The sequence below is a fragment of the Shewanella sp. 8A genome, from assembly GCF_023475945.1.
In the GTDB taxonomy this organism is placed as follows: Bacteria; Pseudomonadota; Gammaproteobacteria; order Enterobacterales; family Shewanellaceae; genus Shewanella; species Shewanella xiamenensis.
Map to the genome: position 1 here is coordinate 126,726 of NZ_JAMDJP010000005.1, position 16,062 is coordinate 142,787.

General features: G+C 43.7%; 10 protein-coding genes. 9 read left to right on the plus strand and 1 reads right to left on the minus strand.

The window, feature by feature from the left end:
- The first annotated feature begins 84 nt into the window (after positions 1–84).
- The 5 genes from M0413_RS05620 to M0413_RS05640 all read left to right on the plus strand — a co-directional run bounded on the left by M0413_RS05620 (position 85) and on the right by M0413_RS05640 (position 5,961).
- A complete protein-coding gene (locus tag M0413_RS05620) occupies positions 85–1,599 on the plus strand; it encodes a flavocytochrome c (protein WP_249553423.1) in 1,515 nt (504 codons plus the stop codon).
- A gap of 12 nt (positions 1,600–1,611) precedes the next feature.
- Positions 1,612–1,983, plus strand: a complete 372-nt coding sequence (locus M0413_RS05625; protein WP_249553425.1) for a cytochrome c3 family protein — start codon at positions 1,612–1,614, stop codon at positions 1,981–1,983.
- A gap of 96 nt (positions 1,984–2,079) precedes the next feature.
- A complete protein-coding gene (locus M0413_RS05630; RefSeq protein WP_047534051.1) occupies positions 2,080–3,729 on the plus strand; it encodes an HAL/PAL/TAL family ammonia-lyase in 1,650 nt (549 codons plus the stop codon).
- A gap of 139 nt (positions 3,730–3,868) precedes the next feature.
- Entirely contained in the window at positions 3,869–4,993 is a 1,125-nt protein-coding gene (locus M0413_RS05635; protein WP_249553427.1) for a putative porin, read from the plus strand.
- 122 nt (positions 4,994–5,115) lie between these two features.
- Positions 5,116–5,961: a LysR family transcriptional regulator gene (locus M0413_RS05640; protein ID WP_047534045.1), complete on the plus strand. Its 846-nt coding sequence runs from the start codon at positions 5,116–5,118 to the stop codon at positions 5,959–5,961.
- Between the two features lie 162 nt (positions 5,962–6,123).
- On the opposite strand, the gene xseA is transcribed toward M0413_RS05640, so the two are convergent.
- Positions 6,124–7,461, minus strand: coding sequence for an exodeoxyribonuclease VII large subunit (gene xseA / locus M0413_RS05645; protein ID WP_047534042.1), 1,338 nt, complete (start codon positions 7,459–7,461; stop codon positions 6,124–6,126).
- 122 nt (positions 7,462–7,583) lie between these two features.
- Here xseA and guaB point away from each other — a divergent pair, with 122 nt between their 5' ends.
- The 4 genes from guaB to tadA all read left to right on the plus strand — a co-directional run bounded on the left by guaB (position 7,584) and on the right by tadA (position 15,768).
- A complete protein-coding gene (gene guaB / locus M0413_RS05650) occupies positions 7,584–9,050 on the plus strand; it encodes an IMP dehydrogenase (RefSeq protein WP_140907529.1) in 1,467 nt (488 codons plus the stop codon).
- Positions 9,051–9,166: 116 nt separating this feature from the next.
- Positions 9,167–10,744 (plus strand): glutamine-hydrolyzing GMP synthase, encoded by a 1,578-nt coding sequence (gene guaA / locus M0413_RS05655; RefSeq protein WP_037420668.1) that lies wholly within the window; start codon positions 9,167–9,169, stop codon positions 10,742–10,744.
- Between the two features lie 371 nt (positions 10,745–11,115).
- The gene (locus tag M0413_RS05660) at positions 11,116–14,958 is read left to right on the plus strand and encodes a hypothetical protein (RefSeq protein ID WP_249553430.1); all 3,843 of its coding nucleotides are present in this window, start codon (positions 11,116–11,118) and stop codon (positions 14,956–14,958) included.
- Positions 14,959–15,240: 282 nt separating this feature from the next.
- Positions 15,241–15,768 (plus strand): tRNA adenosine(34) deaminase TadA, encoded by a 528-nt coding sequence (tadA, locus tag M0413_RS05665; protein WP_283771914.1) that lies wholly within the window; start codon positions 15,241–15,243, stop codon positions 15,766–15,768.
- The last annotated feature ends 294 nt before the right edge of the window (positions 15,769–16,062 follow it).

Here is a 16,062-nt window from a genome sequence, read left to right on the forward strand (position 1 = left end):
CAGTAAAATTAATTCCAAAAATTAGATTTATTGCGATTTATTATTTCTATTAATTTGTTTTTTGATTGTTAAATAGAATATTTAATGGGTGAGGGTATTATGGCCGGAAGAAGAGATTTCCTTAAGTTAGCAACAGGCGTCACCGCCGCTATGGCATTTCCAATTAAAGCATCGAACGATAATTATGGAAGAGCTTGGGATAAAGAATTTGATATTATCATTATCGGCAGTGGTTTTGCTGGCCTGTCGGCTGCTTATTCAGCTCATAAAGCAGGAATAAAAAATATCATAGTGCTAGAAAAAATGGAGGCATTTGGTGGTAACTCAGCTATATGTGGTGGCTTGATGTGTATGCCATTAACACCGATGCAGAAAAAATTAGGAATTAAAGACTCCGCAGAATTAATGATCAAAGATATGCTTAAAGCTGGGCGTGGTTTTAATCATCCTGAACTATGTCGCACTTTAGCTACAGAAGCGCACAAAGCCTACGATATGCTGATGGAATGTGGCGTAAAGTTTCAAGACAAGGTAATTCGTCTCGGTGGGCATAGTGCTCCACGTGCACATTTACCCGAAAGTGCATCCGGTGGTGGCATTGTCGTTCCTATGCATAACTACCTTCGTAAGGCTGGGATCATATTTCAAAATAGAACGAATGTTGAAGAAGTCATTCGTGGCGACAGTGGTGTGACAGGTATTGTCGTCAGTGAAAAATACGATTTTAAGAGTGGTTCCAATAGAGGTAAATTCGCTTATAAGGCTAAAAAAGGGGTAATTGTTGCTTCTGGTGGATGGGGACAAGATCACCAGTTTATTAAAACAACAATGCCTGCATATCAGGAACTTGAAAGCACTGCTCAGCCTGGCGCTTCAGCAACCATGATTAAGTCATTATTGTCTATTCGAGCCCTGCCGGTAATGTTAGACATGTACCAGTTAGGTCCTTGGGCTACACCAGATGAGAAGGGCGCAGGCCCTGCGAGTTTCTTTGCGGATTATGCTTTTGCAGAAGGGATCGCAATTGACCCTAAAACTGGCGCGAGATTCATGAATGAATTAGCAGACCGTCGAACTCGTGCGGATGCGCAGTTGGCAGTATTGGCCTCAGGTACGAAAGAAAAACCGAATATGCCATTTGTATTTTGTGGTGAAGCAACGGCAAATCATGCTGAAGGTTTTAAAGCGGCTTACCGTGATGGTGCAATTAAAAAGTCAGAAACGCTTGATGAATTAGCTAAACGTTATGATGTTGATATTGATGCATTAAAAAATTCAGTAAATGAATGGAATGAGATTGTTCAAGGTAAAGCAAAAGATCCGTTTAATAAACCTTTAGATGAGAAAACAATTTTAAAACCTCCATTTTATTCAATCCGATTGTCACCCAAGTTACATTATTGCATGGGGGGCGTTGCTATTACACCTAATGCAGAAGTTATTGATTCTAACACTTGTGAACCAATTTCAGGCTTATTTGCTGCTGGTGAAGTTACTGGTGGTACACATGGAATGGACCGATTAGGCGGTTGCTCTTCTATTGATGGTCTCGTGTTTGGACAAATTGCAGGAAATCAAGCTGCGATTAGAAAAGTGTAATAGGTGATAATGATGAAATATATACATAAATTAGGTTTGGTTAGTGCTTTATTAATGACATCTTTATCAGCCTACACTACGGAGAATACTTTAAGTGGAGTCCCCATTAAAGAACATCATTTTAAGTTGATGGGAAAAGGTGGCAGTTGTAAAACATGTCACGGTAGCGGTATCCCGAATGAAAGACCAGATTCAAGTTTTTGTATTAGATGCCATGGTACAATGGACGAAATTCCAACGAAAGAAAATAAATACGATAAATTACCCCATGACTCTGCTCACTATCGGAATACATTGGAGTGTACAGCTTGTCATTCAGAGCATAAACCATCACATGCTATATGTAGTGATTGCCATATAGTGAAGTTCCCAAATTTAAAGTAATTCCAATTTAATAGACTCTATTTGTTGATTCTTAATTAATCTTGATTCGAAAAATAACTAGGTATTTTTATATTAAACTAATAATAGGACGTTGCCATGAAATTAAAAACTATACCGCTTGTAATAGCCGCTATATTACCTATGACATCAATCGCAGCAACTCATACGCTTGATGGTACTTCATTGACTGTAGATAAACTTTGGGAAATATCTAAGTCCGGTGAAGATGTTAACATTTCGAAAGAAGGTTGGGAGCGTATTCGAGCGTCTTATAAAGCACCTATTGATGCAGCTGAAGATGGGCGATCTATTTATGGATTAACGGTTAATTATGGTGCGCTGAAAGACCAGCGTGTCGCGGGGTCTTCGGTCGAAAATGAGCCGAATCGTTCAGAGTCGATTAAATTTAATGAGCGGCAAATGCGAATTCAAGCAGCAGGGATGGAGCCATTTTTACCTGAAGCTGAATCTAAAATGGCGATGGTTATCCGTTTGAACCAGATGGCTGCTGGATTTACTGGGATGAGTGTTGAGGCTGCCAATGCCTACATGGAATATATCAACAATGATGTTTATCCATTAATTCCTTCACGAGGTTCAGAAGGTGCAAATGATTTGAGTATGGTGACACATGTCGGCTTAGCCTTAATGGGTGAGTGGGATGTCATGTACCAAGGAAAGCGGCGCTCTTCAGCTGAGGTACGTAAAGAGCTAGGATTGAAAAAATATCAGCCATTTGGGATGGATGGTATTTCAATTCTCTCAAATAGTAATGTAGCTGAAGCACAATCGGTTACGGCAGTGAAAAAAGTGGAGCATCTACTCGATCTATCATCTGTGATAATTGCGTCTAGTTTAGAAGCGTTAAATGGTAACGTGTCTCCTTTTCTATGGCATACAGTCGATACAAAAGGATGGCCACAGGGACATGAAGCGGCAGAATCTATTTTATCTCATTTAAAAGGTTCATATCTTTGGAGTGTTGATGCTAAGCGAAATTTACAGGACCCGTTAAGTTTTCGATCATCAGGTCAAATCTTAGCAGCAGCGAAAGAAGAATTACGCCAAGCAAAAGAGTTACTCAATACCGCAATCAACCATACGACAGATAATCCAATAGTGCATACAGATGCAAGAGATGATTTATGGTACAGCAATAGCGATTATGTTAATGGTTTACGGGTTGGTGGAAAAAATGTTTTTGTAAACTCAGGTTCTAATTTTGATAATACCCAGCTAGCAGTGCAGCTGGAGTCTTTGAGTCGTGCACTTGCTCAAGTGATTCATATTTCAGCCTGGCGTACTACCCAATTAGATGACGGTCACCGTACAAAATTAACAACATACTTAATTTCTAAGGAAAATGTCGGTGGTGATGGTTTTGCTAATATTGCACAGTCAATGTCCGGTCTTTATGCTGAAGCAATGTCTCTGACCAATAGTGCTGCAATTTATGGCGTACCAACATCTGTTGGTATTGAGGAAACTTTTAGTAACGTCAATTTAATTGCAAATCGCTTAGATAAAATTGCAGATATTGCTTATGAAATTTACTCTTATGAGGTGTTGCATACCACACAAGGTATGGATATCAGAACAAAAGAATATAGCCAAAAAATGGGAAATGGTACGAGTGAATTTCTTCATGAATACCGTAAATATGTTCCATTTGTATCTAAAGATAGAATTTACACTCCTGATATAAATAACGGTGTTAAATTTTTAAAAACCTACAGTACAAGATAATTTTTGTTACTTTCTAAATGATGGTTGTCGTGCAAGGCATTTTATATATGCTTTGCACGCTATAAGTCGACCTAGTATAACTATTTCATTTTTCCATGAATAATATAATTCTTTCAGTTTAATGTCTTTGGAGTAATTGATGAACATTAAGTTATTATGTAAGTTTATTTCTGTAATTGTTGGATTGTCTGCGTTTAGTATTTATGCGGATACGCCAGATGAAGGAATTAAATTTGGCGGTTCGGTTAGAGCGAACTATGCTTATAGAGATTATGACCAAGCTTCAAAATATAAAGGGGGGGATTTTTATTTTGATGTTGCAACTTTAACGTTAAATGGAAAAATAGGGGACTGGGGGATATCTGCAGATTATAGACTGTCATCAAAAACGAATTTCATTAAACATGGTTATGGTTTCTATGATGTAAATGATGATCTGCAAGTTCAAGTTGGTATTAATAAGGTTCCTTTTGGTAATCGAGAGTTAATATCAAATAGTTGGTGGTTTGGTTTGCCATATTACTTAGGGTTTGAAGATGACTCTGACGTAGGTGTTAAAGTGGTTTATGAAAACCAAGGTTGGCATACAGATGTAGCCTTTTATAAAAGTGCTGAGTATGGTGCGACCGAGAACAAGCGTTATTCGACCGATTTGTATACCGGTACCATCAATGGCACTGAGTATCACAATGAAGAGACTAACCAGTTAAACGTGCGACAAACTTATACAACAGAATACGAAGGCGGCTCGACTACCTTTGGTGGCTCTGTGCAGTATGGCCAAATCTACAACAGCGAGACGGGCAACAATGGCGATCGCTATGCTGTAGCATTGCATTTAGACAGCAGCTACAAAGGCTGGAATTTACAAATACAAGCCATGCAATATGAATACGATGCTGCAGATGCTATTGACTCTAATAAAATTGGCGTGTCAGTAGTAAGCTGGCAGTATGAAATTGCTTCTAAGGGCCAAGCCTATAACATCAACATTGCCAAAACCGTGAACACAGATTGGGGTAGCATTAAGTTCTACAACGACTTTGGTTTAATGACGCCAGATGTTGATGACGATAGCTACGATAACAGTATGCAAAACGTCACTGGTATGGCGATTTCTGCAGGTCCTACCTACACAATGATCGACTTTATTATGGGTAAAAATATGACCTTCTCTACCGCCAATAATGATCATATAGGTTTACCTGAAGTAGGTGATGATTGGGATAAAAGAGTTAATATAAACTTTGGCTTCTATTTTTAATGGTAGATCTAGTTCACCATATTTTGATATTTGTTACTTTTGACACGTGTTGTGATATTTTTGTTGGGCAGAAGTAGGTTTTTGACTATATTGTCATTATTTTAAATCAAGGTTTTTAATCTATGATTAGCAGTGGCACTGTTCATGCTTTCTATTTTTCAGCAAAATATTCCAGCTTTTCACGGGCTGCGGAGATATTGGAGACAACGCAGCCTAATATAAGTGGACAAATAATAAAATTAGAAAAAGATCTTGATACAATACTATTTATTAGAAAGCAAGGCCGCGTTTCACTGTCTAAAGAAGGTGAGAAGCTGTATTTGGTTGCAGAAAAAATAGTCAATAGTTATAAAGAGTTTGATAGTGTTGTAGAATATTTTTTTGAAGAAGAACCAATAGTAATTGTTACTCAACCTAGGCTTTACACAAAGTATGTTGCACCTTATTTGACAGATGAGTTGATAAACAATAATTTATTTCATATTAAAACTGGCGAGTTGACAGCAATTAAAAGTTGGCTGGATAAGGAAGATGCTGACATAGTGATTACTGAAGGGTTATTTGATAGTCATTCTAGATATATTAATGAGGGTGTTATTGATGTATTAAAGTTTAGTTGGGCTAAAAAAGTTAATGAACAGTTTGATATCCCCTGTCCAACACTCGTTCATTCAAAAGTCTGGGATCATTGGCATGATTTATCATCAGCTTTAAATCGAAACAAAGAGTTTAAGCGTAAGTTAATTATTGATACGCCAGATTTTGCTGAGCGTTTGATTGAGTCTGGTGTTGGTATTGGACTGCTACCGAACATTATGATTAGTAATAATGCTAATTTAGAAGTATGTCATGGTCCAACTAGAAACAATGTTCTCGGGCCAATATGCCTTTATTCAAAGAAATATTCACAACATAAAAATTTAAGGTCATTGGTTAATATGTTTAAAAAGGAATCAAGTGACAGTTAGTCGTTTATATAAAGATAATATTTTTAGCCTTTAGGACTAAATCTTTAGTTTATTAACTGCACGTCATGCGTGGCAGCTAATGCTTGCAGAGTAAATGGCAGAAAGCCTATCACTTTTTGCCACATACTCCCCAATAAACTGCAAAATAATAAAGGCTTAATATTATGGGAGACGAGTAACGGTAGACATTAGACGCTCGTTGGACAGTTGAGTTGTAATTGTATCACCAAGACTGATTTGACTTGCAGATGTGATAACTTCACCGTTTTTGTCAGTTGTGATGCTATAGCCGCGACTTAAGGTGGCTAATGGACTGACAGTTTCCAGTTGATGGGCAGCATATTTAATTCGCTGCTCGCTTTGATTGAGGGTATCTTGCATTGCGTCCCGCAAACGCGTTGCTAAATAGCTCAAACGATTGGCCTCAAGTGCGAGTTTATGTTTTGGTGATTGTTGCTCGAGGCGACTTGCCAGTTGCTGCTGACGGCGACTTAAGCCATGCAGTTTGTTAGAAAGTGCGGCTTCGAGCCGTAATTGCATCTCATCGAAACGCTGCTCAAATTGCTGTAAGGTGCGTTTAGGGTCTAAGCGTTGCAGTCTGTGCTCGAGCAAACTTAAGCGTCTCTCTTGCTTGAGTTGATAGTGGCTTGCGCTTTGTTTAAGGCGGGCAAGTACTGTGGCTAAACGTTGGCTTTTATTGTCACTGTCCTGTGAGAGCAGCTCTGCGCCTGCTGAGGGCGTGGGGGCACGCACATCGGCGACATAGTCGCTTATTGTGGTATCGACTTCATGGCCCACGGCACTCACTATGGGCAGTGCGCTGTTATAAATGGTATGGGCGAGCGCTTCGCTGTTAAAACACCATAAATCTTCTAACGAGCCACCGCCGCGGGTAAGTAGTAATACATCCACCTCAAGCCGTTGATTGGCGATATTTATCGCTTGGCAGATATTCATATCCGCATTTTCACCCTGTACTTGTGTCGGATAAATAATCACTTCAATCGATGGGTCACGGCGGGCAAGCACATGCAAGACATCACGGATCGCCGCGCCCGTGGGGGAGGTGATCACCCCGATGCGTTGAATATTTTTCGGAAGCTGGCGTTTAGTGTCGGCGGCAAATAATCCCTGCGCGGCGAGCTTCATTTTCAACGCTTCAAATTGTTGTGCCAGTAAGCCGTCTCCTGCGGGGAGCATTGACTCAATCAATAATTGATAGTCGCCCCTAGGCTCGTAAACACTAATCGCACCTTTTACGATCACCTGCTGGCCATTCACAGGTTTAAAGCTCACGCTTTGGTTGCGTCCCTTAAACATGGCGCAGCGAATTTGTGAATAATGATCTTTAAGGGTTAAATACCAATGGCCTGAACTGGGGGCTGAAAAGTTGGAAATTTCCCCATTTAGCCAGATCTTACCCAGTTGTCCCTCAAGAATTTGCCTGACTTCACCATTGAGGCGTGAGACGGTATAAATATTATTTTTAGGGACTTGCATGTGTTTTCTCGCGCAAATGGGATTTTTTCACTATTTTCCATTTACCGCTCCCTAGATGCAAGGTATAATCCCGCCGCAATATTTCACCTCTAAAATCCTACTCAACTGGGGAGATGTTGCCTATGCTACGTTTAATTAAAGAAGCGCTAACTTTTGACGATGTGTTACTTGTTCCTGCGCATTCTACTGTACTCCCAAATACCGCCATTCTTAAAACTCGCCTGACCAATACCATTGAACTGAATATTCCGCTTGTGTCTGCCGCTATGGACACTGTGACCGAAGCGCGTCTTGCTATCGCCATGGCACAGGAAGGTGGCTTAGGTTTTATTCATAAAAACATGAGCATAGAAAAGCAGGCCGAAGAAGTTCGTAAAGTTAAAATTTACGAAGCAGGTGTAGTTCAACAACCTGTAACGGTAACGCCTTCAACCACACTTGCCGATCTTAAAGTGCTGACCGCTAAGAATGGTTTTGCGGGTTATCCTGTAGTCAACGACGCCAATGAGCTGATCGGTATTATCACTGGCCGTGACGTACGTTTCGTGACTGACTGGAGCAAAACCGTAGAAGAAGTGATGACGCCTAAAGCGCGTTTAGTCACGGTTGCCGAAGGCACTAAGTTAGATGAAGTGCAAAAATTAATGCACTCTCACCGTATCGAAAAAGTGTTAGTTGTCGATGATAACTTCAAGCTGAAAGGCTTAATCACAGTTAAAGACTTCGAGAAAGCCGAGCGTAAACCTAACGCCTGTAAAGATGAGTTAGGTCGTTTACGTGTGGGCGCTGCTGTGGGTGCGGGTGCGGGTAACGAAGAGCGTGTCGATGCGCTGGTGAAAGCCGGCGTTGACGTGCTACTGATTGACTCTTCCCATGGCCACTCTGAAGGCGTACTCCAACGTATCCGTGAAACCCGCGCTAAATACCCAGATTTACAAATTATTGGTGGTAACGTGGCGACAGCGGAAGGCGCATTGGCCTTAGTTGAAGCCGGCGTTAACGCAGTTAAAGTCGGTATTGGCCCTGGTTCTATCTGTACCACACGTATCGTGACGGGTGTGGGCGTGCCACAAATTACTGCGGTTTCTGATGCGGCCGAAGCCGTAAAAGGATTAGGTATCCCTGTTATCGCCGACGGCGGTGTGCGTTTCTCTGGCGACTTAGCCAAAGCGTTAGCGGCGGGTGCATCATGCATTATGGCGGGCTCAATGTTCGCAGGTACTGATGAAGCGCCGGGCGAAACCGAGCTTTATCAAGGCCGTGCCTATAAGTCATACCGCGGTATGGGTTCTTTAGGCGCCATGTCTCAAGGTTCTTCCGATCGTTATTTCCAATCTGACAATGCTGCTGACAAGCTTGTGCCAGAAGGCATTGAAGGCCGTGTACCTTACAAAGGTAAGCTGAAGGAAATCATCCATCAGCATATGGGTGGTTTACGTTCATGCATGGGTTTAACAGGCTGTGCCACTATCCAAGAGCTGAATGAAAAAGCCCAGTTTGTGAAAGTTACTTCAGCGGGCATGGGCGAGTCCCACGTGCACGATGTGACTATCACTAAAGAAGCGCCGAACTATCGTTCAGGTTCTTAAGCGTTTGTAATACTGGGGCGGCAGTTAGCCGCCCCAGTATTAAGATCCGTATGCCCTCAAGATTGCACTTCTGGTCTTGAGCTAAGTTAAAACAATAGATGAAATAAAGGTTATCCATGAGCGATATTCATGAGCATAAGATACTGATCCTCGATTTTGGATCTCAGTACACCCAACTGATTGCCCGTCGTATCCGTGAAATTGGTGTTTACTGTGAGTTATGGGCATGGGATGTGACAGAAGCCCAAATTCGTGAGTTTGCCCCGAACGGCATTATCCTCGCAGGCGGCCCAGAAAGCGTGACTGCGGATAACTCTCCCCGCGCACCTGAATATGTGTTCAATGCTGGCGTACCAGTTCTTGGTATTTGCTATGGCATGCAAACCATGTCTGAACAGCTTGGCGGTAAAGTGATCCAAGGCGTGGGTGAAGGCGAATTTGGTTATGCCCAGATTGAAATGCTTGCCGAATCTGCCCTGTTTAAAGGTATTGAAGATGCCGTTAGCAGCGATGGTAAGTCCCTGCTGGATGTGTGGATGAGCCATGGCGATAAAGTGTCGGCGATCCCTGAAGGCTTTGTGGCCGTAGCTAAAACCGATACTTGCCCATTCGCGGCCATGTCTTGTGAGGAAAAACGTTTCTACGGTGTGCAGTTCCACCCTGAAGTAACCCATACCCGTCAAGGTATGCGTATGCTGTCGCACTTTGCCTTAGATATCTGTGGTTGTGCGGCCAACTGGAAACCTTCTTCAATCATCGAAGACGCCATCGAGCGCTTGAAAAAGCAAGTTGGCGATGATGAAGTGATTTTAGGTCTGTCTGGTGGTGTGGATTCATCTGTCGTGGCCATGCTGCTGCACCGCGCAATTGGTAAGAAGCTGACCTGCGTATTCGTCGATAACGGCTTACTGCGTTTGAACGAAGCCAAGCAAGTGATGGAAATGTTTGGCGACCACTTCGGTCTCAATATTGTCCATGTGGATGCGGAAAACCGCTTCCTTGACGCGCTGAAAGGCGAAGCCGATCCAGAAGCGAAACGTAAAATCATCGGCCGTGTATTCGTTGAAATTTTCGACGAAGAAGCCAAGAAATGCGTTAACGCTAAATGGTTAGCCCAAGGCACTATCTATCCAGACGTGATAGAATCCGCTGGAAGCGCCACAGGTAAAGCCCATGTAATTAAGTCGCATCATAACGTTGGCGGTTTGCCAGATGATATGGAGCTAGGTCTAGTTGAGCCACTGCGTGAACTCTTTAAAGATGAAGTGCGTAAGATTGGTCTCGAGTTAGGTCTGCCATACAACATGCTTTATCGCCATCCGTTCCCTGGCCCAGGCTTAGGTGTACGAGTACTTGGCGAAGTGAAGAAAGAATACTGTGATTTGCTGCGCCGCGCCGATGCGATTTTCATCGAAGAGCTGCACAAAGCTGATCTTTATAACAAAGTCAGCCAAGCTTTTACCGTGTTCTTACCGGTTCGCTCTGTCGGTGTAATGGGCGATGGCCGTAAATACGATTGGGTGGTGTCACTGCGTGCCGTTGAAACCATTGATTTTATGACCGCGCACTGGGCACATTTGCCATATGATTTCCTTGGCCGCGTATCAAACCGCATCATCAATGAAATCGACGGTATTTCCCGCGTAGTTTACGATATTTCAGGTAAGCCACCTGCAACCATCGAATGGGAATAGCCCAAATATAAATAGCTAATAAAATACTATTTATGATTTATCTCAATGCCAGTCATTTTATTGACTGGCATTTTTATTGGGATGACGATATTTTTTCTAAAAAAACAAGGTGATCCAAAAATCTGAAGCAGTCAGTATTGCTTCGGACGCAAATTGCAGTCCTTTAACTGAGTAATAATATAAGACAGCACTTTCTTTCCAATGCGGGATTGTGTACCACTATTTGAGTTAACACATCTCTTGATAAGGTTTTTCTCTTTAAACTTCTTTTTAATCATTAGGCTAAGAGCTGTTATTATCGAATTCTTGATTATCCGATAAAATTATCTTGCTCTAGATAGAGTTAACAAAATGTTCAGCTGAGGATTACCGTGGCAATTTTTGATATTGAGAAAGACGAATTACTCCGACTCTCTGATACTCTGCTCGAAGAGTTGATTGCTCGCCTCGCCGAGGCTGAAATAGCAGCGCAGGGGCTTAGCCCTGCCTATGTAAACTGGTCAGGTTCAATTAATGCTGCTGATGGTGGGATTGATATTCACGTTCAAGTCCCTGTCGCTCAGCTGAGCACAGGTTTTCTCGAAAGGCCCAACACAATTCTTCAGGCAAAAAAGCATTCGATGCCGAGGGGTGCAATTACCAAGGAAATGGTCACCGCAGGGAAACTGTCTCCGACCATCTCTGAACATGCTAAAAAAGGTGGGAGCTATATCATTGTCAGCTTAGGTGATGATTGCTCTCCTCTTATGAAGAGGGATCGCCTCAAAGCTATGCGAGATGCCGTAGCGGATGATCCTAATAGTGACAATCTTTACTTGGACTTCTACGACCGTTCTAAACTGGCTCAATGGGTACGGCAACATCCGTCAGTCATGCTCTGGACAAAAAGAAATCTCGGTCAGGGATATTCCGGTTGGCAGCCATACGGCGCATGGAGTAATCCACCAGAGGGGGCGCTGGACACCTTGATTTCAGCACCAGGGGTGACCGTCACTCTGCCGTCAGGCAGGGGGCAACAGCTCAGCATTAATGACGCCATTGCACCGATGCGAGATCTTATTCGCTCTACTAGAAAGGCGGTTCGCATCACTGGGTTATCTGGCGTTGGAAAGACCAGAATCGTACAGGCACTTTTCGATGAGACAGTTGGCACAGATGCGCTTGACCGGACTATCGCAGTCTATGTCGACACAGGTGAAAGCCCGGAGCCTTCTGCTACAGCAATGCTAGATAGGCTGATTGCAGAGGGGGAACGGGCTATTATGGTCCTTGATAATTGCCCTTCTGAATTGCACACCTTACTAGCCAGTAAAGTCTCTGCCAAAGGTACAAAGGTCAGCCTTATCACGGTTGAATATGACATCAGAGACGATAAGCCTCAGACCACTGAGGTCATCCATATAGAAGCAGTAGGGCCTGAGGTGGCTGAACAGCTTCTGCTGCGCCGTTTCCCTAAAATCGGCCAGAATAACGCCCGCCGAATTGCCGCGTTTGCTGATGGTAATTCGAGGGTATCTCTGGCTATTGCCGAGAGGGTTGAGGAAGGTGAGAGTTTAGCTCAGCTTTCTGATATTCAGTTGTTTGATCGCTTGTTTGAGCAGCGTAAAGGCCCTGATGATAACCTGCGTGAGCACGCTGAAATTCTGTCTCTGGTATATTCATTCTCGGTAGCAACTGTTGGGAAAGGCCAAAACGAACTTGAGGTATTGGGTTCGAACTTTGGGTATTCCTCAAGCCAGTTGTCTCGGTCAGTCAACAAGTTATCAAACCGCCATATAGTACAGAAGAGGGCTTATTGGAGAGCTATTTTGCCCCATGCCATTGCCAATAAGTTGGCTATGTCGGCACTGAATAATATCCCAGTTGCTCAACTCAGAGAAACCTTTGAAGCCCCTGACCGTCAACGCTTACTCATGTCTTTCGCACATAGGCTAGGGTTGTTGCACGATCATCCTGTGGCGAAAGAGATCGTTGAAACTTGGCTTCAACCCGATGGATTGCTGGGGCGGATAACAGAATTAAACGATATATCGGCACGAATGCTGGATTATATCGCACCAGTAGCGCCTGAAGTTCTGCTCGACAGGATTGAAGCGGTACTTATCTCCTCTGATTTTGAGGGCATGAAACCGGGTTATAAATCTCGGCGAACGTCAATTATCAATCTTCTGCTATTGCTGGCGTATGAACCGAGCACCTTTGAACGGTGCATTAGATTGCTCATTCATCTGGCTGATTTAGAAGAGGAAAGTAATAATAATGCCTCGGTGCGAAACCAGATAACAAAGTTCTTCCAGGCATATCTCTCTGGCACCCACGCTACTTTAGAACAGCGCGTTGCGGTCATGAATGAATGTCTTTCATCAAGTGTTGCTGGACGTAGGTCGCTGGGTTTAAGGATGCTCTCTACTGCCTTAGAAGCGCGGTGGAGTGGGTCAGGGGGACATGAGTTTGGTGCTCGCCCAAGAGACTATGGATTTAAACCCAATAACGATCAGCTTGTGCAGTGGCGTAGCGCCTTTATCGACGTTGCTGTCAAACTGGGAACCTCTAGTAATTCGACTCTTGAAGATCTCGCAAGACAGACCCTGGCGAAAGCTTTTAGAGGCATGTGGCGACAAGTTGCAATGAGGGAAAAACTTATCGATGCCGCGCGCAAGTTACATGCGCATTACCCTTGGGGTGAGGGGTGGAAAGCGGTGCGTTCAACGATCTATTTCGACCATACCAAGCGAGATGGTGAAGATAATATTGAGCCGCTGCCGGACAACCTTGCCGCATTGGAGAGGGAGTTGGAACCTCATGACTTGGTTTCGGAAATAATGACATATGTGCTCAGTAATGAGCACTACTATTGGGCGCTTGACGTTGATTTTGATCATGAAGACACCAACAAGCATAGCGAAGCTGAGAAGCGACTTGAAGCCAAGGCGCTTCAATTGGGTGAGGACTTCGCCGCATCAGAGCATGAGCTTGACGAGTTGGGGTGTAACCTGTTCTCCAACGATTGGATGCCCTATCGCACCGCATTTGGGAGGGGCTTGGCGAAAGGGGCACATGATTTGCGGGTCAACTGGCAGCAACTCATTGATCAATTGGGACTACAACCCGAAGCTAATAGAGGATTTTCAGTCTTCGGCGGCTTCATTGAAGCTGCTGATTCCGTCAATCCAGCTCTAACCCAAGAGCTACTCGACCAGTGCGCACAACATCCTAAACTTCGACGCGTGTTAGTCGGCTTGCACCCTCGGCGGGAGTTTACTGAAATCGATTTAGATCGCTGTATAGCGTTGTTGGAAGATACTGACACAAGCTCCTGGATGTATGAGCCAATCTTATGGAGGGGCGACTATGCTGATTTGCCTAGAGCCCGTGTTCTTGATCTTGCTCAGCGACTTCTGAGTAAGTCAAATGGTGATGAAGTAGTTTTAAAAGCTCTAACCATGAGACTATATGGCGAAAAGGAAGTAGTGGACTCGCTTGGTCCAGACTTTCGACTAGTTGGCCTAAGGGCAGCTATACAGAGGTTTTCAAGCAGTGACCGCGATTCTGGTGGGTCTATGGATCATCATATGGCTCGGGTCGTCAGTGCTGCTTTGCGTTTCGATGGTAACGAAGCCGAAAAGCTAGAGTGGTTGGATACGATTTTTTCTGTTGTTGATGAGAACTATGGCTACATTCATGACTTTGAAAAGACTATTGAGACGACCGCCGCATTGATGTCAGAAGCATTCCTCGATCGTATTTTTGAGGGAACTGAAGAACAACAACGTTGGCGACTCTTTTTTATTAGCCGTGGTGGTTTGCGTCGGACTCCTCTCGCTAAAATTGATGTGAACGATTTGATTGAGTGGTGTCGTAGTCGAAACGAGACCAGAGTATGGGTTGCTGTCGCGAAGGGTGTCCGCCTTTGGTCAAAGGATGAAGGGACAATAACAATATCGGAATCAGCCATCAGGCTGTTGGAAGTGGCTCCTGATCCGGTCGCTATACTGGAGGTATTCGCTGAACGTGTTACTCCTTCATCTTGGTCTGGTAGCCGAGCAAATGCGATGCAACCTAGAGCGGATGCTATTAGAGGGTTAGTTGAACATGGGAATCCGAATATTGCGATGGCCGCTAAATCGGTGTCAGCAAAACTGGTTGAGTGGATCGAGTATGAGAAATTGCGTGAACAGCGGGATGATGAGGAACGCGAACAGCGGTTTGAATAAAGGCTACTCTATCCGAATTCTGCAGGTCCAATTCCGAGAAAGATGAAAGCCTATTATCTACTCAAGCAACAATCGAGAGGGCTCAATCCTGATCCAGTGAAAGGCGCCAAGTGCGCCTTTTTTATTGGTTATAGGTATAATTGCCGTATTCAGTTGTGAGTGAATGTTTTTAGTGGGAAAAAACGAGTGAAATTTAAACAAGCGGAATCTGAACAAGTGCAATCGAAACAGGCTGAAATAGATGTCGTTTCGTTATCCTCTGTAGAAAAAGCGCCTGTCAGTTTGGACTCACCCCATTTTGACCAATCAAAAGTTGATGAGCATTGGATGCGGGTCGCGATGGCCATGGCTGAGAAGGCCGAGGCTGAAGGCGAGGTGCCAGTGGGGGCGGTGTTAGTAAAGGATGGCCAGCAAATTGCAGCTGGATATAACTTGTCTATCAGTCAGCATGATCCCTGTGCCCATGCTGAGATCCTCTGTTTGCGCGCCGCTGGGCAAACCGTTGAAAACTATCGGCTCCTTGATGCGACCTTATATGTGACCCTCGAGCCTTGTGCCATGTGTGCTGGCGCTATGGTGCATAGCCGTATTGCTAGAGTGGTATTTGGGGCTCGGGATGAAAAAACGGGCGCCGCGGGAACTGTGCTTAATCTCTTGCAACATCCCGTTTTTAATCATCAAGTTGAGGTTACATCTGGCGTGTTAGCACAGGATTGTGCCGACCAATTGAGCCGCTTTTTTAAACGTCGTCGGGAGGAAAAGAAGGCTTTAAAACAGGCTCAAAAGGCGCAGCAGGAGAGGATTTCTTAAGGACTAAATTGAGTTATTGTTTTGATTTAGTTTTGCGCTTGCAGAAAGGTAAAAAACAGTTTGTGACGATTCAGCACTCGGCGATGACGAATTTTAAGTAAAGTACGACGGCGAGACGCATTGTTATTGATGGTTTTTCTTCTCATATAGACCCCATTTCAATCTTGTTATTGTTTAAGTTAAGGCTACTTTGCTTGGGTTACCATTTTGGTTAGAGACAATGGTTAACGCTGCAATCATTTTTGTCTTTATTTGTCATTACGACAGTATCAGTAGAGATCTCATGCGGCAATC

Coding starts and splice junctions, on each gene's coding strand:
- M0413_RS05620 (WP_249553423.1), top strand. CDS start 85: ATGGGTGAGGGTATTATGGCCGGAAGAAGAGATTTCCTTAAGTTAGCA.
- M0413_RS05625 (WP_249553425.1), top strand. CDS start 1,612: ATGAAATATATACATAAATTAGGTTTGGTTAGTGCTTTATTAATGACA.
- M0413_RS05630 (WP_047534051.1), top strand. CDS start 2,080: ATGAAATTAAAAACTATACCGCTTGTAATAGCCGCTATATTACCTATG.
- M0413_RS05635 (WP_249553427.1), top strand. CDS start 3,869: ATGAACATTAAGTTATTATGTAAGTTTATTTCTGTAATTGTTGGATTG.
- M0413_RS05640 (WP_047534045.1), top strand. CDS start 5,116: ATGATTAGCAGTGGCACTGTTCATGCTTTCTATTTTTCAGCAAAATAT.
- xseA (WP_047534042.1), bottom strand. CDS start 7,461: ATGCAAGTCCCTAAAAATAATATTTATACCGTCTCACGCCTCAATGGT.
- guaB (WP_140907529.1), top strand. CDS start 7,584: ATGCTACGTTTAATTAAAGAAGCGCTAACTTTTGACGATGTGTTACTT.
- guaA (WP_037420668.1), top strand. CDS start 9,167: ATGAGCGATATTCATGAGCATAAGATACTGATCCTCGATTTTGGATCT.